At 38.5% G+C, this 25,456-nt stretch carries 22 protein-coding genes; 16 read left to right on the forward strand and 6 right to left on the reverse strand.

Features of this window, described 5'->3' with window-relative positions; all coding sequences use genetic code 11:
• The first annotated feature begins 65 nt into the window (after nt 1-65).
• The 4 genes from MM214_RS01970 (at nt 66) to MM214_RS01985 (ending at nt 2,786) form a co-directional block, all read left to right on the forward strand.
• Nucleotides 66-515, forward strand: a complete 450-nt coding sequence (locus tag MM214_RS01970) for a MarR family winged helix-turn-helix transcriptional regulator (protein WP_241291375.1) — start codon at nt 66-68, stop codon at nt 513-515.
• A 91-nt stretch (nt 516-606) separates the two neighbouring features.
• Nucleotides 607-1,122 carry a YceI family protein gene (locus MM214_RS01975; protein WP_241291377.1) on the forward strand — a complete coding sequence of 172 codons (516 nt, stop codon included), beginning with the start codon at nt 607-609 and terminating at the stop codon, nt 1,120-1,122.
• A gap of 112 nt (nt 1,123-1,234) precedes the next feature.
• Complete coding sequence (locus tag MM214_RS01980; protein WP_241291380.1) at nt 1,235-2,185, forward strand: ring-cleaving dioxygenase; 951 nt, start codon at nt 1,235-1,237, stop codon at nt 2,183-2,185.
• Complete coding sequence (locus MM214_RS01985; RefSeq protein ID WP_241291383.1) at nt 2,178-2,786, forward strand: alpha/beta hydrolase; 609 nt, start codon at nt 2,178-2,180, stop codon at nt 2,784-2,786. The genes MM214_RS01980 and MM214_RS01985 overlap by 8 nt, the downstream gene beginning before the upstream one ends.
• A gap of 61 nt (nt 2,787-2,847) precedes the next feature.
• Here the strand turns inward: MM214_RS01985 and MM214_RS01990 are convergent, their stop codons facing one another.
• Complete coding sequence (locus tag MM214_RS01990) at nt 2,848-3,012, reverse strand: hypothetical protein (RefSeq protein WP_241291385.1); 165 nt, start codon at nt 3,010-3,012, stop codon at nt 2,848-2,850.
• Nucleotides 3,013-3,216: 204 nt separating this feature from the next.
• On the opposite strand from MM214_RS01990, the gene MM214_RS01995 reads away from it, so the two are divergent.
• Together MM214_RS01995 and MM214_RS02000 are read left to right on the forward strand one after the other, a co-directional pair.
• Nucleotides 3,217-3,408 (forward strand): hypothetical protein, encoded by a 192-nt coding sequence (locus tag MM214_RS01995; RefSeq protein WP_241291388.1) that lies wholly within the window; start codon nt 3,217-3,219, stop codon nt 3,406-3,408.
• Between the two features lie 79 nt (nt 3,409-3,487).
• A complete protein-coding gene (locus tag MM214_RS02000) occupies nt 3,488-4,639 on the forward strand; it encodes a DUF4221 domain-containing protein (RefSeq protein WP_262916568.1) in 1,152 nt (383 codons plus the stop codon).
• 338 nt (nt 4,640-4,977) lie between these two features.
• Here the strand turns inward: MM214_RS02000 and araA are convergent, their stop codons facing one another.
• From araA to MM214_RS02015, 3 genes are all read right to left on the reverse strand, one after another.
• Nucleotides 4,978-6,477 carry an L-arabinose isomerase gene (gene araA, locus MM214_RS02005; RefSeq protein WP_241291393.1) on the reverse strand — a complete coding sequence of 500 codons (1,500 nt, stop codon included), beginning with the start codon at nt 6,475-6,477 and terminating at the stop codon, nt 4,978-4,980.
• A gap of 31 nt (nt 6,478-6,508) precedes the next feature.
• Nucleotides 6,509-8,383 carry a sodium/sugar symporter gene (locus MM214_RS02010; protein ID WP_241291396.1) on the reverse strand — a complete coding sequence of 625 codons (1,875 nt, stop codon included), beginning with the start codon at nt 8,381-8,383 and terminating at the stop codon, nt 6,509-6,511.
• A gap of 314 nt (nt 8,384-8,697) precedes the next feature.
• A complete protein-coding gene (locus MM214_RS02015) occupies nt 8,698-9,408 on the reverse strand; it encodes an NUDIX hydrolase (RefSeq protein WP_241291398.1) in 711 nt (236 codons plus the stop codon).
• Nucleotides 9,409-10,247: 839 nt separating this feature from the next.
• Between MM214_RS02015 and MM214_RS02020 the strand changes: the two genes are divergently transcribed.
• From MM214_RS02020 to MM214_RS02060, 9 genes are all read left to right on the forward strand, one after another.
• Complete coding sequence (locus tag MM214_RS02020; protein ID WP_241291400.1) at nt 10,248-12,605, forward strand: glycoside hydrolase family 127 protein; 2,358 nt, start codon at nt 10,248-10,250, stop codon at nt 12,603-12,605.
• 39 nt (nt 12,606-12,644) lie between these two features.
• The gene (locus tag MM214_RS02025; protein ID WP_290294017.1) at nt 12,645-14,192 is read left to right on the forward strand and encodes an alpha-N-arabinofuranosidase; all 1,548 of its coding nucleotides are present in this window, start codon (nt 12,645-12,647) and stop codon (nt 14,190-14,192) included.
• Between the two features lie 164 nt (nt 14,193-14,356).
• The gene (locus MM214_RS02030; protein WP_241291403.1) at nt 14,357-16,309 is read left to right on the forward strand and encodes a glycoside hydrolase family 97 protein; all 1,953 of its coding nucleotides are present in this window, start codon (nt 14,357-14,359) and stop codon (nt 16,307-16,309) included.
• A 14-nt stretch (nt 16,310-16,323) separates the two neighbouring features.
• Complete coding sequence (locus tag MM214_RS02035; RefSeq protein WP_241291405.1) at nt 16,324-18,000, forward strand: ribulokinase; 1,677 nt, start codon at nt 16,324-16,326, stop codon at nt 17,998-18,000.
• A gap of 79 nt (nt 18,001-18,079) precedes the next feature.
• Nucleotides 18,080-18,418: a four helix bundle protein gene (locus MM214_RS02040; RefSeq protein ID WP_241291408.1), complete on the forward strand. Its 339-nt coding sequence runs from the start codon at nt 18,080-18,082 to the stop codon at nt 18,416-18,418.
• A gap of 119 nt (nt 18,419-18,537) precedes the next feature.
• Nucleotides 18,538-19,236: an L-ribulose-5-phosphate 4-epimerase gene (locus MM214_RS02045; RefSeq protein WP_241291411.1), complete on the forward strand. Its 699-nt coding sequence runs from the start codon at nt 18,538-18,540 to the stop codon at nt 19,234-19,236.
• Between the two features lie 12 nt (nt 19,237-19,248).
• Nucleotides 19,249-20,397, forward strand: coding sequence for an aldose epimerase family protein (locus MM214_RS02050; protein ID WP_241291414.1), 1,149 nt, complete (start codon nt 19,249-19,251; stop codon nt 20,395-20,397).
• Between the two features lie 183 nt (nt 20,398-20,580).
• Nucleotides 20,581-22,245, forward strand: a complete 1,665-nt coding sequence (locus MM214_RS02055) for a Na/Pi cotransporter family protein (RefSeq protein ID WP_241291417.1) — start codon at nt 20,581-20,583, stop codon at nt 22,243-22,245.
• A gap of 83 nt (nt 22,246-22,328) precedes the next feature.
• Nucleotides 22,329-22,982 (forward strand): Crp/Fnr family transcriptional regulator, encoded by a 654-nt coding sequence (locus MM214_RS02060; RefSeq protein WP_241292006.1) that lies wholly within the window; start codon nt 22,329-22,331, stop codon nt 22,980-22,982.
• 58 nt (nt 22,983-23,040) lie between these two features.
• Here the strand turns inward: MM214_RS02060 and MM214_RS02065 are convergent, their stop codons facing one another.
• Nucleotides 23,041-23,856 (reverse strand): hypothetical protein, encoded by an 816-nt coding sequence (locus tag MM214_RS02065; protein ID WP_241291420.1) that lies wholly within the window; start codon nt 23,854-23,856, stop codon nt 23,041-23,043.
• A 123-nt stretch (nt 23,857-23,979) separates the two neighbouring features.
• Here MM214_RS02065 and MM214_RS02070 point away from each other — a divergent pair, with 123 nt between their 5' ends.
• Nucleotides 23,980-24,852 (forward strand): SDR family oxidoreductase, encoded by an 873-nt coding sequence (locus tag MM214_RS02070; protein WP_241291423.1) that lies wholly within the window; start codon nt 23,980-23,982, stop codon nt 24,850-24,852.
• Between the two features lie 60 nt (nt 24,853-24,912).
• Here MM214_RS02070 and MM214_RS02075 read toward each other — a convergent pair whose 3' ends face one another.
• Nucleotides 24,913-25,428, reverse strand: coding sequence for a hypothetical protein (locus tag MM214_RS02075; protein WP_241291426.1), 516 nt, complete (start codon nt 25,426-25,428; stop codon nt 24,913-24,915).
• Nucleotides 25,429-25,456 lie beyond the last annotated feature (28 nt).

Below are 25,456 nucleotides of genomic sequence, written 5' to 3' on the forward strand. Positions count from 1 at the left end.
AGAAAGTGAGGAACATTTTTATACATTTGCATGTATATACATTATATACAATTTAAGGTATTTCCATGAGGATAGAAGATGAGATCAAGCAAAAAGCTTTCAAAGACCCTTATAATAAAGTAGTGGTAAACTTACTTTATACCCACAGTTACTTCGTTACCAAGCAAAGTGCCTTGTTCAAGCCGTATGGTCTTTCCCCAGAACAATACAATGTGATGCGAATACTTAGGGGTCAGCAGGGGAAACCAATTACAGTCTCTTCGATTCAAGATAGGATGCTAAATAAGATGTCGAATGCTTCCAGACTGGTTGAAAAACTTAAGCAAAAGGGCTATGTGGTCAGGGAGGAGTGCCCTTCTGATAGACGTCAAGTGGATATAGTTATCACAGAGAGTGGGCTTGATATTTTGAATCAACTGGAAGAATCTGTGTATGCTTTCAATAAAACTGTCGTTAACCTGTCTGAAGAAGAAACAATTCAACTTAATGAATTGTTAGACAAATTCAGAGGCTAAGCTTCGGAGGTAAAATATTTAATCTAATAATTGTATATACATAAAATGTAATCACAAATAAATTTCAAATCACTCAATAAACAAGAAAATTATGAGCAACTTAACAAAATGGTCTATAGACCCAACACATTCAGAAGTATCCTTTAAAGTGAAGCATTTGGTAATCTCTACAGTTACTGGTTACTTTAGAAAATTTGAAGGAGGAGCAGAGTCTTCTTCAGATGATTTTGAGGGAGCAAAAGTTAACTTTACTGCCGATATCGATAGTATAGATACTAATCAGGCAGATAGAGATGGTCACTTAAAGTCGGATGACTTCTTCAACGCTGAGGCTTATCCTAAGCTTTCATTTGAAGGTGTGGTAAGCGGAGGAAAGTTGAAAGGTGACCTAAGCATCAGAGAAGTTACCAAATCAATAGAGCTAGATGTAGACTTTGGAGGAGTAGCAGAAGATCCATATGGAAATACAAAAGCGGGATTTGAAATCGAAGGAAAGATTAGCAGAAAGGACTTTAATTTAAAATGGAATGCAGTAACTGAAGCTGGATCGGTTGTTGTTTCTGATTCAGTTAAGCTTATCCTGAGTGTACAATTGGTGAAGCAATAATCTGAATTGGATTTCAAATACTTCAAAAACTCAAACCTAGATATTGAATAGAATACAATAGGCTGAAGCAATTTTGCTTTGGCCTTATTTAGAATTATAAATCCCACAAAATATGACAGCCTTAATCACTGGTATTCATCACATCACTGCGATAGCAGGCAATGCTCAAAAAAATGTAGATTTCTACACGGGAGTCTTGGGGCTAAGGTTGGTCAAAAAAACGATCAACTTTGATGCACCTGATGTTTATCATTTCTATTTTGGAGATACTTTAGGTACGCCTGGGACGGTATTTACCACATTTCCATTCGATGGTGCTCGCAAAGGCTCTAAAGGAACTGGAGAGCTTACCTATACTGCATTCTCTATTCCATTAGATGCCATATCTTACTGGAAGGAAAGGTTAGGGCGGTTTGGAGTGCCTACTTCAGATGTGTTGACTAGATTTGGTGAGCAGCTGATTAGGTTTGAAGATCATGATGGGATGGGAATAGAGCTGATCGCTACGGATAAAGATGATCGCAAGGGTTGGATTGGAGGACCTGTGCCAGAAGCATATGTGATAAAGGGATTCTATGGTGCTACGCTGAATTTGAAAGCGAAGGAATTAACTGTGAAATTGTTAACCCAATTTATGGACTACAAATTCATCGCAGACGAAGATGGGAGATATCGCTATGGTACTGAGGGAAAAGCAGGGGATATCGTCGATATAGTGACAAGTCCATCAGGTAGACAAGGTATTCAAAGTGCTGGATCAGTTCATCATATAGCTTTCCGAACAGCAAACACTCAAACTCAATTAGAAGTACAAAAGTTACTAATCAACAATGGCTATCAAGTCACTGAGGTGAAGGATAGGAATTACTTCAAATCCATTTATTTTAGAGAGCCTGGAGGAGTGTTGTTTGAAATAGCCACTGATGAGCCAGGATTCGCTATAGATGAAGATGAAGCACATTTGGGTGAATTGCTAAAATTACCAGAATGGGCTGAAACTCATAGGGGACAGATTGCCTCAAATCTTCCAAAAATACATCTAAACACAAGCAAGTATGAGTGATATGAAAATAGCAGGATTGCCTTTGGGTGAAAGCACAAAAGTGGCTATCATGATCCACGGTAGAGGTGCTTCGGCATCAAGTATCCTGAGTTTGGAGCGATATCTCAAGTTGAATAATTTTACACTTATTGCTCCTGAAGCGTATGGAAATACTTGGTATCCTTACAGTTTTATGGCTCCAGATCAAAGCAATGAGCCCTCTTTGAGCCAAGCGCTAGATAAGATTGAAAGTATCGTTCATGATTTTTTGAAGCAAGGATACTCTTCAACTCAGATTTACTTCATTGGGTTTTCCCAAGGTGCTTGTCTTTCATTAGAGTACGTGGCGAGAAATGCCAAGAAATATGGAGGAATTGTGGCTTTTACAGGAGGTTTGATAGGTGAAAAGCTAGACACTTCCAAGTACCTGGGCGATTTCGATGGCACACCGATTTTTATCGGTTCAAGTCAACAAGATATGCATGTTCCATTGGATAGGATCTATGCTTCAGTAGAAGTGTTGGAGAAAATGCATGGAAAAGTAAAAACCTTGATATTTCCAGATCCTGAACATACGATAAGAGAAGAAGAAATCGATTGGGTGAATTCCCATATCTTGTAAACTTTATTATAGTTTGTTTCTGATTGAAAAGAGCTGGTGGTTTCACTGGCTTTTTTTATACCTAAAGTTCTGTTTCCCCTACAGGATTTTTCCCAAGTTCTGTTTCCTCACACACCTTCAATCCTCCAAGTTCTGTTTCCTCACACACCTTCAATCCTCCAAGTTCTGTGTCCTCACAGAGCTTTAATGCCGAATACTCCAATAAGTTTGTGGGGATACAAACCATGGGGAGGGATTTTAATGAAAATAGGCTTGTGAGGACACATGCCAAGGGACTAATTTCAGTTTCCTCAAGCTTCTATCAAAAAAACTATAGATTTAATGGGCTAATTTTGTAATTTCATATTATTATTATTGAGGAAATCAAATTTAGTTTGGTTAGGCTTTTGCCCTGTCTGCATATTGTTAAGGGTATGAAATTATAACTGGTATGCGTAAAGTGTTTCTATTTTCTTTTGGGCTTATGTCCCTAGTAGCTTTTACGACATTTACTTCTCAACCTACTCAAGCACTTTCTGGTCGTTGTATGTGGAGTGATTTTGAATTGGGTTGTGATCCATCATATGCAGATGGTCACTGTGCGGTACCTGATGGTTGTACGGATGTTGTTGTCGTTGAATAGTTTGACTTTTCCACCGATCTGTAGTATCTGATCGGTGGTTTTGATTTTATGATTTTTGACTAAAAACTGTTTATACAAAATGCCTGAAATTAAATACTTAGGATTATTTATTAGCTTCTTAATATTTCTTTCTTGTGTTTCAAAAAACGTTGACTTTGAAGATATCTTAACTTATCGTACTGAATCTATAATAATACCGATTGACCATACGGTAGTACCCAACACTTTATATATGCAATATGTTGATGGAGAATTGTACTGGATGAGCAGAGATAGAAGAACAGTCCATATATTTGATTTGAAGTCCAAGGAGTTTTGTCTATTATTTAAATATCAGGAAGAGGGGCCAGATGGTTTGGGTAGTCCATTGGGTTTTTATGTGGTGAATCAAGACTCTCTATATTTCCCAGTACAGCATAGGCTTTCTCTTGTTAATCACAGGGCAGAACTCTTAAGAACTTATGATTTTTCATCAACTCAACTTATTGGGCCAATGTCTTCTCGAACAAGGTATTCTCATCAGTTTACGAGACTTAGAGATGGGATTTTAATTGGTTTAAATTCTGGTTTAGTTTCAAAAAATTTATTGAATAAAAGTTTTTTGGATAGCTATTATCCATTTGTGATTTTTGATTCAGTAAATGAAGAAATTAAAGATTTTCCATTCAGATTTGATCAAAAGTTGTTTGATAATGGTGCTAATCTCATAGGGTGTAGCTACTCAGGAGATAAAGATGATTTGTATGTGATTACCCAATACAGTGATTTAATTCATCATTATAATGCTAGCACTGAGGAGACTAAGATTATTACTTTAGCATCTAGTTTGGTTAATAACTTTTCTGATACGTATTTCAAATCTGACCCAAGGAATAATTCTGCAAGTGAAAATGTTCGGATGATCTATCGAAACTCTTCAAATCTTGGTTTACTTTACGATTCTCATCGAGGCTTGATTTATAGAATGGGTTGGAAAGGAGAAGAAATCGGGAAGAATTTTAATTTTATGAAGTTTTCGGAGTTTTTGCCCCACTTTGTGGTTGGGGTATATGATGCTGAGACCTTTGAATTACTGGCTGAGTTTGACCTTCCAAGGAACAAATACCTTGCGCATCATTACTTTGTCAGTGAAGATGGCTTGAATCTTTTCTTGAACCATCCAGATGATCCAGAAGCCAAGGAAGACGAGATCAATATAGAAGTATTTGATTTTTCTAAATTGAAGCATTGAATTCATATGAATTAAATCAAATGAACAGATTAAATAAATTATATCGACTAGAGTTGGTTCCCTCTTCCCAAGATTTGTAACCTAATAATCTTTTATCAATAATGTTCCAAGTTCTACGTACTTACAGAACTTTAATTCCCAATATTCCAATAGGTTTGTGGAGACACAAACCACGGGGGAGGAATCATATTATAAATTGGTTTGTGGGGATACAAACCATGGGGAAGGTAATTCATTAAAAATTGGCTTGTGAAGACACAAGCCAAGTAGTGTTTGAAAATACAAAGGAGATTGGCGTCAGCCAATCTCCTTTTATTCTTTTCTAGAGTTTTATCAGCTTAAAGACCTAGCTTATGAAAAGTGTCACTCCATTTGATTTCATTCTGGAGTTGTCTAAGGTTGATATCTTTATCGATAATGATATTTTCTATACCAGCAATTTTTGCAAAGTCAGTCAAATGCTCCGAAGTCAAGCTTTGGCTAAAGCAGGTATGGTGTGCTCCGCCTGCATAGATCCAGCCTGCACAGCCTGTATTCATGTCAGGAAGTGGTTTCCACATTACCCTAGCTACAGGAAGTTTCGGCAAAGCATGAGGAACTTCCACAGCTTCTACTTCATTGACTACTAATCTGAATCTATTGCCCATGTCTACAAGGGATGCATTGAGCGACGCTCCAGCTTTACCATTGAATACCAATCTCACTGGATCTTCTTTTCCACCGATTCCAAGAGGATGAACTTCACAAGTTGGTTTTCCACTTGCCAAGACTGGGTCTACTTCTAACATGTGTGCACCAAGTACCATGCTATTGCTTGGGTCAAAATGGTAGGTATAATCTTCCATAAATGCATTTCCACCTTCAAGGCCTGTCCCCATTACCTTCATGGCCCTTACCAAAGCGGCTGTCTTCCAGTCACCTTCTCCGGCATAGCCGTATCCTTCTGCCATCAGTCTTTGGGTAGCAATCCCAGGAAGTTGCTTCATGCCATGCAAGTCCTCGAAGGTGTTGGTGAAGCCTTTGAAGCCACCATCCTTTAAGAAATTTCGCATTCCAATTTCGATTTGTGCAGCATCGATAAGTGAAGATCTTTTTGCTCCGTTGGTTTTCAAGTTATCTGCTAAAGTATAACTTGATTCATATTCCTCTATTAGGGCTTTTACTTCAGCATCAGTAGCCGCATTGATTCGCTCTACCAAGTCACCCACTGCAAAAGTATTGACAGCAAAGCCAAATTTCAATTCAGCTTCCACTTTGTCCCCTTCGGTCACGGCTACATTTCTCATGTTGTCACCGAATCTTGCAAACTTCGCTCCTTGCCAGTCATTCCATCCTGATGCAGCTCTTGCCCATGTGTCAATTTGTGACTTTACTTGTGGGGCTTGCCAATGTCCTACGACAACTTTGCGCTCGATCTTCATTCTAGACACGATAAAGCCAAACTCCCTGTCTCCGTGAGCACTTTGGTTGAGGTTCATGAAATCCATATCGATGCTTTCCCATGGAATGTCTCGATTGAATTGTGTGTGGAGGTGAAGCATGGGTTTTTGAAGAATTTTCAATCCATTGATCCACATTTTTGCTGGAGAGAAAGTGTGCATCCAAGCAATTACACCAATACAATTTTTGCTCTGATTTGCTTCTTGGCATACTGCGTAGATCTCTTCCGTGGTCTTTACCGTAGGCTTGAAGATTATACTTACACTGATTTCTTCAGCTTGATTGAGTTCTTTGGCTATGATTTGAGAGTGTTCAGCAACTTGACGAAGCGTTTCTTCTCCATATAGGTGTTGGCTTCCTGTGAGAAACCAAACCTCATTTTGTTTGAGGTTAGTCATGTTTCTATTTTATTTTTATTCATTATTTTAATTACATCCAGAAGAAATAGTAGAGTAATCCTACTATAAGAATGATGCCTGCTGCACCAAGGTTAAAAGGAGTGGCAGTGTTATAGAGTTCAGGATCTACTGTAAGTGACTTTGGATCTGCCGTTTTCATTTTTACATTAGTATATAGTATTACTCCTAGCATCAGTAGCATTGCTGACATCATGAAAGCAGACTCTATCCCTATTGACGCCCAAGTATTGAATTGAACGATACCTACTATTGTCATCATTATACCGAGTAGCATGAAGAAATATCCTGCATTCAAGGTGGTACTTCCTCTTCCATCTGCCTTGTAACCTGGGTTTTGATAGGTTTTTTTCTCTGCAAAACTTATCAAAGAAGCGATAAGTAATAGGATAATAAATACATATCCCATTCTTAAAATAAATGGCATATCAGGATATATTACTTTGAATACTATGCCAGCTGGTATCGTAGCTATAGCTGTCCATAGGGCCGCGTTTCCGGTGATTTGCCTCCAGAAGAGTCCCATACAGAAGACAGCAACCACGCCTGGGTAAATATACCCTGTGTACTCTTGGATATATTGGAACACTTGGTCTAAAGATGCCAGCTGTGGAGCTACAAGCATGGCTATACCTAAAGCGACAATTGCTACCAATCTTCCAGATCTTACCAATTGATTGTTTGATGCGTCTGGTTTGAAGTATACCTTATATATATCCATGGTGAATATGGTAGAGGTACTGTTGATCATAGATGCCAAAGAAGACACGATAGCAGCAGCTAATGCGGCAAAGGCAAGTCCTCTGATTCCGGCTGGTACAAAATTCTTCAAAAGCCATGGATATGCTTCATCGGACTTGTCAATGGTGCCGATTTGCTCGAAAGGTACATTTAGCATTGCCGATAGTTCTTCAGGAGTAGATTTGTTGATCAAAACCCATGCGGCAATCCCTGGGATCACAACCAATAGAGGGATAAGAATCTTTAAATATCCCGCAAAGATTAGACCTCTCTTAGCGTCTTCAATACTTTTGGCAGCTAGTCCTTTTTGGATTATGTATTGATTGAAGCCCCAATAGCCAATATTGGTGAGCCACATACCTCCAAGGATTACAGCTATACCGGGTAAGTCCTGAAAAGCATCCTTAAGACCGCCAGTACCATCTGGGATCATAATTTCTCCTTTGGGAATGATCATCACAAAGTGTTCTCTTGCGCCTTCATACAGGTTAGCCATACCCGCAATCACACCTGAACCTTCACCTACTGCGTCTAGAGCCAAGAAAGTAGTAACTAATCCTCCTGCAATTAAAACCACTACTTGTACTACATCTGTCCATGCTACAGCCTCTAGGCCTCCATAGATAGAATAGATTCCTGAAAATACAAGAAGTCCAATGATGCCATATTGTAGAGGAACCCCCATGATTTTTTCTAGGGCTAATGCTCCGAGATAACTTACGGAAGTCAGATTTACAAAGACATATACCAACAACCAAAAAACAGCGAAAGCTGTACTTACTCGCTTATCAAATCGAGATTGTAAAAATTGTGGCATGGTATAAATGCCGTTTTTTAAAAAAACTGGTAGAAAATATTTAGCTACTACGATCAAAGTAATAGCAGCAATCCACTCATAAGCAGCGATTCCAAGACCGATAGCGAAGCCAGATCCTGAAGTGCCAATAAAATGCTCAGCAGATATGTTGGCTGCAATCAATGAGGCACCTACTGCCCACCAAGTGAGTGATTTGTCTGCTAAAAAATATTCTTGTGCTGTTTTTTGAACTCCCTTTTTGGATCGTGAGACCCAAAGTCCAACGGCTACTATGACTACGGCATAGACTGCAAATACAATATAATCCAGGGTAGAAAATCCTGCTTCCATAAGGTGTGATGGGTCTAATAGTTTTAATTGTCAATCTTACACATTAATTTTGACAAATAAAAGTAAATAAGTGTCAGTGAAACACTAAAGAGATTAAAAAGACTAGGGTCTAGGTGTATGTTATTGATTATAAGATATTAAAAGGTGTTGTGGTTTTGTTGCTTTAGATCTCTTGGTTAAAGTTCTTTTTTAGAAAACCATCATAAAAGTGATGGGAGTAAAACAATTGTATTCCTCTATTTAGTAAGCAATCGCTTGTTTTGATATGATTAAGGTTCTTGGAGTCATATTTTTGATGCAAAATATTCATAAGATTATTCATTACCTACTGGGATTTCATTTCTAGGGATGAAATTATGAATATTGGTAAAATTCTCTTTGTAGTGCTCTTCGTCAAGAGAGTAGTAATAAGCACCTTTTTTAGAGCTTGATTTATCTTTTTCATTTTCTTTCTTCAGCAAGTTAGTAGACAGTACTTTTCTGGTGAAATTTCGTTTGTCAATTTTGGTATCGTACAGTCCCTCGTACATGGCTTGAAGTTGCGGTAAGGTGAACTTTTCCGGTAACAGTTCAAAGAGGATAGGGTGGAAAGCTGCCTTGTATCGAAGCTTGTTCAAGGCGAGTTCAACCATTTCTTTATGGTCAAAGATCATGTTAGGGAGTGACTTGATATTGTACCAACGTGCATGGAAATCATCATTGATTTGTGTTTTGTACTTTTCAATATCTATTAGGGCTACATAGGGAAGGGCGATAACCCGCTCTATTGGGTCTCTTTCAGGAGTGCTAAACGCTTGAATTTGTTCCATATAGACCTCTTTTAGACCGGTGAGTTGTTCAAGAATTCTTGAAGCAGCTTCATCTGCTGACTCGCTAGGTTGTATAAATCCACCCATAAGACTCCACTTTTCTTTTTCTGGAGCAAATCCCCTCTGTATCAGGAGAAGTTTATAGTCTGCACCGTCAAAACCAAATATTACACAATCAACAGCTACAAGTAGCCTGGTTTGGTTTGAATATTTCATAAAAGCTGAGATAAATGATTCGCTCGCGTTAGTTCAAGTTTGAAATATAGGTAAAATTAGGATATAAATCCAGTAGTGACACTTAATCTAAATCAATTGAAAGAATTTTTGTTTTGTGACAACATTTGAAGAAGGGACTTAGGCTATATTTTTTAATAGTGTAAAAAATACAGTTAATAATTTGTCTGTTTATAATTTATTTTTTAATATTCGCATCTTAAAGAATTATTCAAGCTCATTTTAGACTATGTTTCGAACAAGCTTGTTTGGTTATGTCGTTTAATATTAGATTATTAACTTTATTTTATGTGATATTAATAGGGTAAGTAGTTTTGTAAAAGCGGGTTTCTGGTGAATCGCTAGAAACCTTGCCTTTCTTACTTTTACCATAAGATATAGGAGTGATTCTCCCCTCAAATTAATCTCAAACCTATAATTTAAAAAAGCAAGTCAGTTGTTTGGCTTGCTTTTTTTGTGATAATGATAAGATACTTTTGATAAGATTTTTTGATTAAAATGATCAATCATTTTTAATAGTGTATAAAATACAATTAATAGTTGTGACTTTGGATTATATTCTCTAATATTCGTTCTAAATGCTATTCAGTTAATTAAACAAGTAAATGAAGATTCGAAGACTTCTTGTTAAAATCAGTTTTGCTTAGTCCAAAGCATATATTAAATGTATTAAATAGCCTTTCAATAATCAAAAATGTAATGTCTATTCTTAATTATTATAGCATTTGAATAACAAGGCTTTGGTGTTACGCTTATTGTTGATGTTATAATAACTATAATCATTTAGAATTTTATAATCAGTAACCATACAACCCTCTAAAATGACCTCAAGTATCAAAATAGTGATGTTCTCATTTTCGCTTTGTGTAAGTACGCTCGCCTTTGCTCAGAAAGAGCGGCTACATTACTTCCCTTTGGATAAAGTCAAACTCCTTGATAGCCCATTCAAAAAAGCTCAAGAGGTAAATAAAAAATACATCCTTGAAATGGATGTAGATAGACTTCTCGCTCCTTACATGAAGGATGCAGGGGTCACTTGGGAAGCCGAGAACTATGGGAACTGGGAAAACACAGGGCTGGATGGCCACATTGGAGGACATTATCTTTCGGCGCTGGCCATGCTATATGCTTCCTCTGGTGATGTAGAAATTAAAGAAAGGCTTGACTACATGATAGCCCAACTTAAATTTGCTCAAGACAAAAACGGTAATGGGTATCTTGGTGGTGTGCCGGATGGACAGAAAATATGGGAAGAGATCCGAGCAGGTAAAATTAAAGCTGGTGGATTTTCTCTAAATGATAGGTGGGTACCACTTTACAACATCCATAAAATATACGCAGGCTTGCGTGATGCCTATTTGATAGCTGGAGTTGATGAAGCGAAGGATATGTTGGTAGATCTCACAGATTGGTTTGCTGAGCTGACCAAGGATTTTTCAGATGAGCAATTTCAAGAAATACTTATCAGCGAGCATGGAGGATTGAATGAGGTATTTGCTGATCTTGCTGAGATTACTGGTGATCAGCGATACTTGTCTTTGGCTATCAAAATGTCGCACCGTGAGATCATGGATCCTTTAGCTCAAGGTAAAGATCAATTGACAGGTAAGCATGCCAATACACAAATACCAAAGGTGATAGGTTTCCAAAGAATAGCTCAGTTAGATGAATCTTCTGAATGGAATAATGCTGCGGAATATTTTTGGGAAAATGTCACCAAACAAAGGTCGATCTCTATAGGAGGTAATAGTGTAAGAGAGCATTTCCATGGAACTGATGACTTTTCGCCGATGCTATCTTCGGATCAAGGACCAGAAACATGCAATACATACAACATGATGCGTCTGTCAGAAAAACTATTCGAAAGTGCTCCAGACAGAAAGTATATAGATTTTTATGAAAGGGCTATGTACAATCATATTCTATCTTCACAGCATCCAGAGCATGGTGGATTTGTATATTTTACCCCAATGAGGCCGAATCATTATAGGGTATATTCTCAGCCTCATGAGAATTTTTGGTGCTGCGTGGGATCTGGTCTAGAGAATCACACCAAGTATGGTCAAGTGATCTATGCTAATCAAGAAAATGATCTTTTTGTAAATCTATTTATTCCTTCAGAATTGACTTGGTCTGACAAGGGAGTCAGGCTTATCCAGCAGACAAATTTCCCATACGAAGAATCTACTACACTGACATTTGATCACAAAGGGAAAAAAGATTTCAATTTAAAGATTAGATACCCAAGCTGGGTTGAAAGAGGTTCTCTTAAAGTAAAAATTAATGGAAAAGTACAGCCTATAACACTAGCTTCTGATGGCTATGTACTGCTCAATCACAAATGGAAAAAAGGAGATCAGGTAGAAGTGATATTACCGATGAAAACCAAAGTGGAGTATTTGGCCGATGGATCACCTTGGGGTTCTTTTGTACATGGCCCCATAGTGCTAGCAGCTGAAACAGGGACAGATGAACTCAAGGGGCTTATTGCTGATGATAGTCGAATGGGACATGTAGCAAGTGGCAGAATGCATCCAATCTATCAGACTGATATTCTTAGCAAAATTGAGCTAAATGAAATGCCTCAAAAGCAAGGGGATAGTTTCAGGTTTTTACTTGCTGAAAATAGCTTTCATAATAGAAAAGAAGCTGTGAAATTGATACCATTTTATGAATTACATGATAGTCGATACCAAGTATATTGGCCCATATTGGATGTAGAAGAAGTAGAAAGTTTTAGGGAATCTTTGAAATCAAAAGATGAATTGATGCTAAGATTGGAAGCGATGACATTAGATCAAGTTGCAGCAGGTGAGCAGCAGCCTGAATCAGAGCATGATTTCCGAGATGTAAGTAGCAAGACCGGACAAGTAGACGGTCGCTTCTGGAGAAGTACTTCTACTTCTTTTCAATACACGCTAAAGAATCCAGCAAATGAAGGAGCTACGCTTAGAGTGACCTACCTTCCTGCCCAGAGTGGAAAACCTTTCCATGTACTGATCAATGGGGAAGTGATAGCCAAAGAGCAAATTACCTCAGAAGGCGAGGCTTTGATTATAGACAGAGATTATGATATCGCAGGCCTAGATCAAGACACTTTGGAAGTTAAATTTGAAAGTGTAGATGGTGAAGAAACAGCACCTGTGCACTTTATCAGGGTCCTAAAGAGAGGACGATAGAATTAAAATTGAATATAATAAACCTATAATTACAAATAAATGAAGACACAAAACTTAAAAGGAATGATGCTTATCACTGTGATGTTTGTGACATTCTTTGCTCATGCACAAAACAGGTTGATCGTCAATGCGGACCAAGGGAATATTACCATAAATAAACATATCTACGGACATTTTGCAGAGCATTTGGGAAGGTGTATTTATGGAGGAATTTGGGTAGGACCTGATTCTGATATTCCCAATGAAGATGGTTACCGAAAAGATGTGATGCAAGCATTGATTGACTTGGAAATCCCAAATTTGAGATGGCCAGGTGGATGTTTTGCTGATGAATATCACTGGACAGACGGTATAGGTGATCCAGCAGATAGACCAAAAATGGTCAATACACACTGGGGTGGTGTGACGGAGGATAATTCCTTCGGTACCCATGAGTTTATGAATTTTGTAGAAAAGATAGGTACAGAGCCATATATTACAGGTAATGTCGGAAGTGGTTCTGTAGAAGAAATGTCAAAGTGGATAGAATACATCAATTTCGATGGTGTAAGTCCGATGGCAGATCTTAGGAGAAAAAATGGACAAGATAAACCTTGGGGTATAAAATACTGGGGTGTAGGTAATGAAAGTTGGGGCTGTGGTGGAAACATGACACCAGAGTACTATGCCAATGAATACAGAAGGTATGCCACTTTTGCTAGAAATTATGAAGGATCAAAACTGTATAAGATTGCTGGTGGTGCCAATGATTGGGACCTGAACTGGACAGATGTCTTGATGAAAAATATCCCTTTGAACATGATGGATGGATTATCCCTACATTATTATACAGTCACTGGGACTTGGGAAAATAAAGGTAAGGCCACAGAGTTTGACAAGCAAGAATACTTAGAGACATTAAGAAAGGCAGCTAGAGTGGATGAGTTGCTTACCAAGCACAGTACAATCATGGATAAGTATGATCCTAACAAAAGGGTAGGTATCATCCTTGACGAATGGGGAACGTGGTTCCAAGTGGAGCCAGGGACTAACCCTGGATTCTTGTATCAGCAAAATACCATGAGAGATGCTCAAGTAGCTGCCATTTCACTTAATATTTTCAATAAGCACGCTGCCAGGCTTCACATGGCTAATCTTGCTCAGACTGTAAACGTCCTTCAAGCGGTGATTTTAACCAATGAAACCGACATGATCTTGACCCCAACGTACCATGTCTTTGATCTTTACAAACCACACAAAGATGCGACTTTGCTTTCGCATGATTTGAAAAGTGAGGAAGTCAGCTTCGGAAAAGAGAAGATGGAATCTTTACATGTGTCTACATCAAAATCAGAAGATGGAACCGTGAATATCAGTATCGCCAATATCAATCCTGATAAAAAGATTGACCTAGATGTAGTGCTAAGAGGCATTGACGCAAAATCTGTGACTGCACAATTCATCACTGCTCCAGCTGTAAATTCTCATAATACATTTGAAAATAAGAATGTAGTGAAAAAAGCAGAATTCAAAGATTTTAAATTGAACAAGGATAACTTGAAAATTGCCGTTCCAGCAAACTCTGTGATGATGGTTCGGGTCAAGTAAACTTGATCGAATGGGGAGTGTCCAATGCATCAGCGGTGGTTTCATTCCTTACTTTAACCTGTCAACAGTTGACATTCCGATCATGGCATTTCGTGAGGGTAGTCGACTGTTGACATTGTTGGTTTCAAAATATTTAGCATTAGAAGTAAAATCTAACCACCAGAATGAAAAGTTCAATCAGAGTAATTATACTAGCTTTGCTCGTAGTGTGTGCAATTGCATGCGCTCAAAACCATGATCATCAACACTACACTGTAGGTAGTCCAGATAAACAGACTCAAGTAGCTTTTAGCATAGAATCAGGGGAGCTTTTCTATGAAATATATTATAAGCAGGAGCAAATTTTAGAACCATCAAGGTTAGGTTTGGTGTGGGAAAACTTTGATTTTTCCAATAACCTTCAGCTTACAGCTGTATCAGAAGTGTCTATTGTAAGTGATACCTACGAGCTTGTTCATGGAAAGCAGAAGTCTCATGAATATCAAGCTAACGAAAGAATCTTGACCTTGGAAAATAATGAGGGGAAAGAGCTTCAAGTGATATTCAGAGTGTCAGACAACGGCTTAGCTTTCAAGTATGTACTTCCAAATCTTGGTGCTTCAAAAGTAAAAATGCTTGAAGAATTGACCACTTATAATTTTAAGACATCTGCAAAGACTTGGATTCAACCTATGGCTGACCCAAAGACAGGTTGGGAAAAAACCAACCCTTCTTATGAAGAGTCTTATGAGAAAGGAGTAGCTGTAGGGAGCCCATCACCAATTGCCTCTGGATGGATTTATCCAGCACTTTTTCAATCGGATGATACTTGGGTACTGATCTCGGAAGCAGGAGTAGGAGCTGATCATGCAGCTAGCAGGTTAGCAGCAGATTCTCCTAATGGCGAATACAGAATTACTTATCCTTCAGACCAAGAGAAAATTTTTGATGGAGCAGTTTTTCCCTCGGCAACCAAATCTTGGGAAAGTGCCTGGAGGATTTTAGCAATTGGCTCATTAGAAGATATAGTTCATTCTACATTAGGGACAGACCTTGCAACCCCACAACGAACCGATTTGGATTTCGCTTACGTGAGACCAGGAGCTGCGTCCTGGAGCTGGGCTTTAGGAAAGGACGAGTCGATATACTATGATATTCAAAAAAGACACATCGATTATGCATCTGAGATGAACTGGAACTACTGCCTAGTAGACGTGAATTGGGATACAAATATTGGTTATGAAAAGATAGGAGAATTGGCACGATATGCCCAAAGCAAAGGTGTAGGTTTGATTTTGTGGTATAATTCCGCAGGTGATTGGAACTCTACTCCCTACACACCAAAGCATCAATTGTTAACTAGAGAAATGCGTACAGTAGAGTTTAACAAGATCAGAGATTTGGGGGTCAAAGGAGTGAAAATTGATTTTTTTGGAGGTGATGGCCAGTCTGTGATGCAGTACTATCACGATATTTTGGAGGATGCGGCTAAGTCTAGTTTGGTGGTCAACTTCCATGGGGCAACATTACCTAGAGGTTGGCACAGAACATATCCCAACTTGGTCACTGTAGAAGCGGTCAAGGGGTTTGAGATGATTACCTTCGATCAGAAGTTTGCTGATGAAGCACCCAAGCACATGGCTATACTTCCATTTACAAGGAATGTGTATGATCCGATGGATTTTACGCCCATGGCACTACATGAAATCCCAAATATTATAAGAAGAAGTTCCAAAGGCTTTGAGTTGGCATTATCAGTATTGTTCTATTCTGGAATCCAACATTTTGCCGAATCACCTGAGGGAATGACCAAACAGCCTGAAGAGATAAAGGATTTTCTCAGAAAGCTTCCTAAATCTTGGGAAGAGACTAAATTTATAGCAGGATTTCCTGGAGACTATGTGGTATTAGCCAGAAGAAATGGATCTGATTGGTATATTTCAGGAATCAATGCACTTGAAACTTCTCAATCTATCGATATAGATCTTTCCAAACTCGGGCTTTCATCCTCCAAAGGCTTCTTAATCACCGATGATGAATCTAGTGAATCATGGCGTTTTGAAGATTTGGGTGATTCCTCCAATTTATCCGTAGAAATGAATCCAAACGGTGGATTTGTAATCCATTTATCGAAATAAAAACAAGCGTAATAATGAATAATGAATTTGTAATCGGACTTGATTATGGCTCAGACTCTGTCAGGGCAGTATTAGTAGATACTTCAAATGGGAACTGTCTTGCCAGTCAGGTCTATTGGTATCCAAGATGGAAAGCAGGAAAATACTGTGATCCTGTTTCAAATAGGTTTAGACAGCATCCAAAAGATCATCTTGAAGGCCTAGAGGAGACGATCAAAGGTGTACTAGCAAGCTCAGGGGTGGACAGCAAATCTGTAAAAGCAATCTGTGTAGATACCACAGGCTCTTCGCCTATGCCAGTAGACGAGCAAGGTCAGTCTTTGGCACTAAAGCCAGGGTTTGAAGAAAACCCAAATGCTATGATGGTGCTCTGGAAAGACCATACAGGAATCAAAGAAGCCGATGAAATCAATCATGTGTCTAGAACGTGGGGAGGAGAAGATTATACCAAATATGAAGGTGGGATTTACTCTTCAGAATGGTTTTGGGCAAAAATCCTCCATGTGGCCAGAGAAGATGAGGCAGTGAAAAATGCAGCTTTTTCATGGATGGAGCATTGCGATTTCATCACAGCTCAATTGATTGGAAGTAAAGATCCATTGGCATTCAAAAGAAGTAGGTGTGCAGCTGGTCACAAAGCGCTATGGCATGAGTCCTGGGGAGGTTTGCCACCTAAGGAATTTTTGGGGCTATTTGATCCTTATTTGGCAGAATTGAGAGACAGGCTTTTTACAGAAACATATACTTCAGACGAGATTGCAGGCAATTTGAGCTCCGAATGGGCAAGTCGTTTGGGATTGTCAGAAGATACCATAGTGGCTGTAGGGACATTTGATGCCCATGCAGGGGCTGTGGGTGGGGAAATCACTGAAAACACCCTGATCAAAGTAATGGGTACATCCACATGTGATGTAATGGTAGCATCTAAAGAAACTATTGGCGATAAGCTAGTCAAAGGAATCTGTGGACAGGTAGATGGCTCCGTGATCCCTGGGGCAATCGGATTAGAAGCTGGACAGTCTGGTTTTGGTGATGTACTTGCTTGGTTCAAAAATCTTGTGGTCAAGCCAACTATCTCTGTGATTAAGGATTCTGATCATATCAATCAAGAACAAAAAGATAACTTAATAGCTGAAATAGAAGATAGGATCATCGTTCAACTTTCAGAAGATGCATTAAATATCCCCGTTTCTGAGTCCAAGATTGTATCCTTGGATTGGATCAATGGTAGAAGAACACCAGATGCCAATCAGTCTTTGAAAGGAGCTATCAGAAACCTAAACATGGGATCTGATGCTGCAAGAGTATTCAAATCCTTAGTAGAAGCTATCAGTTTTGGATCCAAACGCATAGTGGAGCGTTTTAGAGAAGAAGGGGTTCAAATAGATGCAGTAATTGGTCTAGGGGGAGTCGCCAAGAAATCCACTTTGGTGATGCAAACATTAGCTGATGTGCTCAACATGCCGATCAAAGTAGCCACTTCTGATCAAGCTCCCGCACTTGGTGCAGCAATGTATGCGGCAGTGGCAGCAGGAATTCATCCAGACACAGCATCCGCAATCAAAGCCATGAGCAACGGCTTCGACAAAGTCTATGAACCAATCCCAGCAAATGTCCCAGTATATGAGAAGCTCTATGCTGAATATGTGGAATTCGGGAAGCTAGTAGAAGGTGTAAAGGATGAAGGATGAATTGAGAAGGATGAATTGTAGCGGGATTAAATTTGAATATGATCATAATTCCATATTTTAGTTAGAAACTATAACGATTATGGAAAGAGATCTTAAAGCAAGAACAAAAAGGTTTGCATTAGATATTATTGATCTTGTGGAAAAACTACCTAACACTATTTCTTCAAGAGCGATAGCAAATCAATTGATAAGGAGTGGAACATCTGTTCCAGCTAACTATCGTGCTGCAACTAGAGGAAGAAGTAATAAAGAATTTATAGCAAAATTAGGAGTCGTAATCGAAGAAGCTGATGAAAGTGAATTTTGGCTAGAATTGATACAAGATAAAGGATGGTTAGAAGTTAACTCCCTTAAGACCGAGGCTTCTGAATTAGTTGCTATTTTTGTTTCGATTGTGAAAAAAATGAAAAACAAATAGACAGGATTCCAACTCATCCTTCATCCTTCATCCCTCATCCCTCATCCTTCATCCCTCATCCTTCATCCTTCATCCTTCATATTTCATCCTTCATCCTTTAATAAAATCTAAAATAAACAATGTACAAAGAACTAAAACAAGCCTGTTACGAGGCGAATATGGAATTGCCGAAGTTGGACTTGGTGGTCTATACTTTTGGAAATGTGAGTGCTGTGGATAGGGCAAATGGAGTGTTTGCTATCAAGCCTAGTGGAGTACCTTACGAGAGCTTAAAGGTTGATGATATTGTTATTGTCGACTTTGATGCCAAGGTAGTGGAGGGAAAAATGAGACCTTCATCAGATACCAAGACCCATGCGTTTTTATACAAGCACTGGGAGCATATTGGTGGGATATGTCACACGCACTCTACCTATGCAGTAGCTTGGGCACAAGCCATTATGGATGTGCCTAACTTTGGGACTACTCATGCAGATCACCTTACGGCTGACATCCCATGTGCTCCACCTATGGCGGATCATTTGATAGAAGGGGATTATGAATACAATACTGGACAGCAGATTTTGGACTGCTTTGCAGAGAAAAACTTGAGTCCAGAAGAGGTGGAAATGATATTGGTGGGAAGCCATGGTCCTTTTGCTTGGGGAAAAGATGCCGCAAAGGCAGTCTATAATAGCAAAGTGCTTGAAGAGGTGGCGAAAATGGCTTACCTTACATTGCAAATTAACCCAAATGCAGCCAGGCTAAAGAATGCGCTTATCAAAAAGCACTACGAAAGAAAGCATGGAAAGGACGCATACTATGGTCAAGGTTGCTAAAAAATAAAACACATGAAGAAGACAAACTTTAAAACAATAGCCTTATTGTTTTCAGCATTCCTAGTAGGAATGTGGAGCTGTTCAGCTCCCAAATCAGAAGAGACTTCTGAAGAAGTTGAGGAAGTGAAATTTTTGTCCAATGTTTCCGAAATAAAAGTAGGAGATCAGCAGGCAAAAGTATTCCATCTAGAAAATAGTAATGGAATGGTCGTTGAGATTTCTAGCTTTGGAGGTATCGTTACCAAGCTGATTGTACCCGATAGAGATGGAAAGTTGGAGAATGTAGTGCTTGGATATGAATCTATAGATGGGTATGATACCAATGATTACTACTTGGGAGCTACTGCAGGAAGATATGCCAATAGGATAGCCAAAGGAAAGTTTGAGCTAGACGGTAAAGCCTATCAAGTGACCACAAACGATGGAAATAATCACCTACATGGCGGTACACTTGGCTTCAATCGCAAGCATTGGGATGGTACACTAGAAGAAGAGGATGAAGCAATCAAAGTGAAGTTAACTTATAGAAGCCCTGATGGAGAAGAAGGATATCCAGGTAATCTGTCTACTACTTTAGTCTATACTTTGACAGAAGATAATAAGCTCTTGATAAGTTTTGAATCAGTGACAGATAAGCCGACTATAGTGAATCTTACACATCATGGATACTTCAACTTGAGTGCCATGAAAGAAGATATCCTAAGTCATGAACTTACCATCAATGCCGCAAAATACACACCAGTAGACGGAGAATTGATCCCAACGGGAGAGCTCAAGGAAGTTAAAGACACACCTTTTGATTTTAACAAATCTACTCCAATCGGTGAAAGAATCTCAGATGTACCAGGAGGATATGACCATAATTATGTAGTCAAAGAAAAGCATGATGGGAAACTTGCCAAAATGGCAACTTTATATCATGCTGGTTCAGGTAGGGTTATGGAACTTTATGCAGATTCCCCAGCTGTACAATTTTATTCAGGGAACTTTCTAGATGGCGCATTGACGACCAATGGCATCACATATTCTCAATACATGGGGCTTTGCCTTGAGCCTCAGACTTTTCCAAATGCACCAAACGAACCTAGCTTCCCTTCTGCCAGATTGAATCCTGGAGAAAAGTACGTTCACAACATTGAACTCCACTTCTCTGCGAAATAAACTTCTTTCGATACATTATTATTTTAAACTGTGGTTTGGATAGGTTTCTTATCCAGACCACAGTTGTTTTATAAGCCCTACAAGTTTTGTAAAATCAGATAGTTTAATTTTCATATCACATGAGGTTTCCCTAGTTGATTTTGCCTTTTCTAGTTAATTTGTCATAAAATATAATTCTAAATTATGGAAAACGATGCTTTTGACTTTTGGAAGTTTTTAGCTGGGATCGGTGTATTCCTTTGGGGAATGAATCTTTTGGAGGGAGCTATCAAAGAATTAGGAGGGAAGTCATTTCGAAACCTCTTACAGAAATCTACCAATACAGCTCTTAAAGGTGTGCTTATTGGTGCCTTGATTACCGCTGTACTCCAAAGTAGTTCCTTAGTAACCCTCATGGTACTCGCTTTCTTGGGAGCTGGGATAATTAATTTAAAAAATGCGATAGGGGTGGTTTTAGGTGCTAATTTGGGGACTACTATTACAGCTTGGATAGTGGCCACTTTAGGTTTCAAACTTAGTGTAGCGGCTTTTGCTTTACCTTTTTTGGGAGTTGGCTGTATTTTGTATTTGTTTTTGACAAATAGGCCCATTTTAAAAAACACTGGTGCATTTGCTATTGGGTTCGGATTGTTGTTTTTAGGATTGGATTTCATGAAGACAGCTATCGAAGCAGTTGCTGAACAGATAGATTTGAGCATATTTGCTTCTTATGGCCTTTGGGTTTTTATGATTATTGGCATAGTGGTCACTGCATTGATCCAATCCAGTTCTGCTATGATTGTGATAGTGCTTTCTGCAATGAGTTCCGGAGTTATTGATTTGACTGCTGGAGCAGTTGTGATCATAGGAGCCAATATTGGAACCACCGTTACTGTAGGTTTGGGGTCTTTAAAAGGAACTCCTGATAAAAAGAGATTGGCTTTGGCTCACTTTTTATTCAATGCAGTGACAGGTATAATTGTGTTTATTTTTATTGAGCGTTTGATTTTTTACACCATGAAATTTTTTCATATCAGTGATCCTTTGATGGAATTGGTATTTATCAATACGGTCATTAATTTGATTGGCTTGATTTTATTCTTCCCTTTTATCAGTCAATTAGAAAAATGGTTGAATTCAAAATTTGTCAAAGGAGTAAGTGATAACGTCGCTCAATATATTCATAAAGTGAGTCCAAGCATCCCTGAGGCTGCAATAGCTGCTTTAGAAAAGGATGTTCTGTTGGCAATACACTTATCGGGAAACTTTATCCAGCAAGTTTGGGGTAGTAGTGACAATGTCGAAAAAGAGGGGCCTATATGGAAAAGGATAGTTCGAGAGCCCAAAAACATAATGGTAGATTATCAGAATATCAAGGTGCTGGAAGATGAACTGACAGCGTATCACATCATCATCCAAAAAGAAGAGCTAGATATAGACTTGGCCAACAAAGCTACTTCTTTGATGTTAGCTTTAAGATTGGCAGTCTATGCTGCAAAGGATTTCAAAGATATCATTCATAATGTAGAGGAAATGAAAGATGTGGATGATTTGTATATTAAAGAATTGTATAGATCACTAACAAATTTCACACATGATGAGATTTTGAGGATGAATGAACAAATTGACGAAAAGTTAAATATTGAAAGCAATGCATGGATCAGTTTGCATGATAATACCTATCAGTTGATGATTGATGATCTCTATCGGAATGCTAAAGATGGAAAGTTAGCCTTGCCATTTTCGACATTAACTAATGTAATAAAACAGACTATCTCTGGATTAGATAATTATGGAGATGCTTTACTGCACAGAAAGTATTTGGAGACCAATGTGATAGATTTGCCTTTGAGTGAGCTACACAAGTAAGTGAAAGAGTCGAATTGTCTTCTTTGTGACTTTTGTTACAAAGCTGTGAAATACGAATATTTAATTTTAAAAATATGAATGAAATTGAATTGAGTGCATTGAAACAAATTTTACCTGAAATAACAGATCCTTTTTTACTAGAAGAGATGGTGAAACAAGGAGGTGTTTATAATTTTGAACAAGGTAAGACAATTACTGAGCCTGGACAATTTGTGAAAATGGTACCCATTGTCCTAGAAGGAGCCATCAAAATCTTAAGAATGGATGAAGAAGGGAGGGAGTTGTTTTTGTACTACCTTGAGCCTGGAGAAACATGTGCGCTATCATTAACTTGTTGTTCTGCTTCCAGGCCTTCTGAGATCAAAGCTGTCGCAGAAGAGCAGACAAAGATTCTTGGTATTCCTGTACAGTTGCATGAATTATGGGCGGATAAGTTCAAGCAATGGAAAGATTTTGTTTCAAGTACTTACCAGAGAAGGTTTCAAGAGCTGCTCGTTGCACTGGATGCTGTTGCTTTCAAAAAGATGGATGAACGATTGATGCGCTATATAGTGATGAAAATGAAGCAATTGAAAGCAAATGAATTGCATACAACTCATCAAGAAATAGCTAATGAATTAAGTACCTCAAGGGAAGTGATTTCAAGGCTTCTTAAGCAACTAGAAAAGAAAAAATGGATTGAGCTTGGTCGGAACGTGATTTATGTCAGAGACGATTTTGAAGAATTGATGAGCTAGTGTTAAGTTGAATTTGTTCAAGATTTTGATTTTTCTATAATCCCATAAAAGCGATATTTCATGGAGTGAAATTCAATACCCTGCCATCATTTAGCCTTATACTAGCTCTAGATTCACAGTTTTCTAATTGCGTAAACGTGAGGGTATGCGTGACGGAATGTGTTGTTGATCTTGACATTTCCCAAGTTTCTATTCCTGAACTGGCAATTACTAAGCCTTCATTGAGACATTCTTTTCGGTAGACCCGCGGAGCTGTTTGTTGCATTTTGATTGCCCTTCCTGTTTTGTTTCTACCTGTCAGTATGCCGTTACTATTGATGTTAGAAATCGAGTCGTTGAGATATTGGATTTGATATTGATAATTTCCACTTATTTTTGAGCTATTAAGGTCTTCATCAATGATCAAAAGATCTTCAAAGGATTCATTTACCCTGCGAGTACTTCCTATTCCAGAGGATTCATAAAATGTCCTTTTCCCCTCCAAGGTTTTTTTTCGCACTTTGTAGTTGTCATATTCTATAGTCACCAATTCACTGTCTGAACTTTTTCCTTCAAACGATAATTTGATAGTTCCCATTCTGCTTATTTTTTTGGTTGGGCAATTACCAGTTTCAATATCTACAAAGGTGAGCTTCACCGACATATCATCATCTGACCATTCGATCAATGGGCAACCCATAATAGCGGTGGTCCCACTGGTTTTATAGTCTTCAAAGCTGTAAAGTGCAAATCTTAAACTTTCTTCTATGGCTAAAGAAATTTCAAAAATCTCATTTGCTTCAACTTGTAAATCAGTAGTGATTTCTTTGTCAATATCATTTGAACAAGATAAAGTGGTGAATATACTTATTAGGAAAATGAATAGCTTTTTCATGAGGGTAATTTATAAGTGCGAATTTACTTCCTTTCACATATAAAAAAAATGATGCCAATTCTGATTTGATTCTTTCATTTGAAGAATGTAATTGATATCTTAAGTTTTTAAACCCAAAAATCAATGATGCACACAGAAGGAATGTTGAAAGAAGGTGCCCTCAATGGCAAAACAATCATTATCACTGGAGGTGGTACTGGATTAGGTAAATCTATGGGCTTGTATTTTTTGAAACTTGGAGCAAACTTGGTAATTACATCAAGAAAACTTGATGTATTACAAGGTACTGCACAAGAAATGGAGAAGGAGACTGGTGGAAAAGTATTAGCGGTGTCTTGTGATGTAAGGGAAATAGATCAAGTTGAATCCCTCTTTGATCAAGCAGAAGCTACCTTTGGAAAGGTAGATGGTGTATTGAATAATGCAGCAGGAAATTTTATAAGCCCTACAGAAAGGCTCTCAACCAATGCTTTTAATACTGTCATTGATATCGTGCTCAAAGGGAGTGCAAATGTCACCATGACAGCAGGTAAAAGATGGATCCAAAATAAACAAAAGGGTACATTCTTGAATATTGTAACCACTTACGCATGGACTGGATCTGGCTATGTAGTGCCGAGTGCAGCGGCTAAAGCTGGAGTACTTGCTATGACGAGATCACTTGCTGTAGAATGGGCAAAATACAACATCAGGTCAAATGCTATTGCACCCGGACCATTTCCCACTGAAGGAGCTTGGAGTAGGTTGTTGCCTGGGGATTTGGTTAAGAAATTCGATCCCGCAAAGAAGGTACCAGTAGGTAGGGTTGGCGAACATCAAGAACTGGCCAATTTAGCTGCTTATTTAATGTCTGATTATTCAAGCTATGTCAATGGCGAGGTGATTACGATAGATGGAGGTGAGTGGCTTCAAGGCGCTGGGGAGTTCAATAACCTAGAAGCAATTCCTCAAGAAATGTGGGATATGCTTGAAGCATCTAGAGGAAAAAAGCCATAAGCCCCAAATTGCTTTGGGGCTATTTGAAGGCAAAATGGAAATTCAGCAAGCTTTGATAAATCAGATTCCTTGCATTTTCAAAGCTTGCTTATACTTACGCTTTAGCTTTCGGTCAAGCTGGCGAACCAAGAACTTTAAATTGTAATTGGTGTCATTTGAAGATTCTTTGAAGACAGTCTCCACAATTTCATCATTAGAATTCCTTACATTGAGTTGGATAAGAAATTGATCATTTCTTTCGCCATAGTTTTCAGTAATGTCTATCGTGACATAGAAGTTTGCCTCATCAGTCTTTGAATCTTTCGTTACATTAAATTGTGAAAAGCTGTAGTTTTGGCGAAAAGCATCCTCCAGGTTTTGGTTGAAATTGTCTGTTTGCCTTTTTAGACGATCAGCACGCCTGTTTTGGTTATACTTTCTGTGTAGATTGATATCATCATCTCTGTCAGAAAGAAATACATATAATGTATCATCATGCAGATCTTGAATGTCCTCTAGCTTCATCAAACCAACTAAAGATGGGGCGCAAGCACTGGATAAAATAATAAATCCGAATATGAAAAGTCTCTTGATCATGTTTATGAGAATTTGAATGAATGTATAC

Origin of the sequence: Belliella kenyensis, from assembly GCF_022549675.1 — a bacterium.
Lineage (GTDB): Bacteria > Bacteroidota > Bacteroidia > Cytophagales > Cyclobacteriaceae > Belliella > Belliella kenyensis.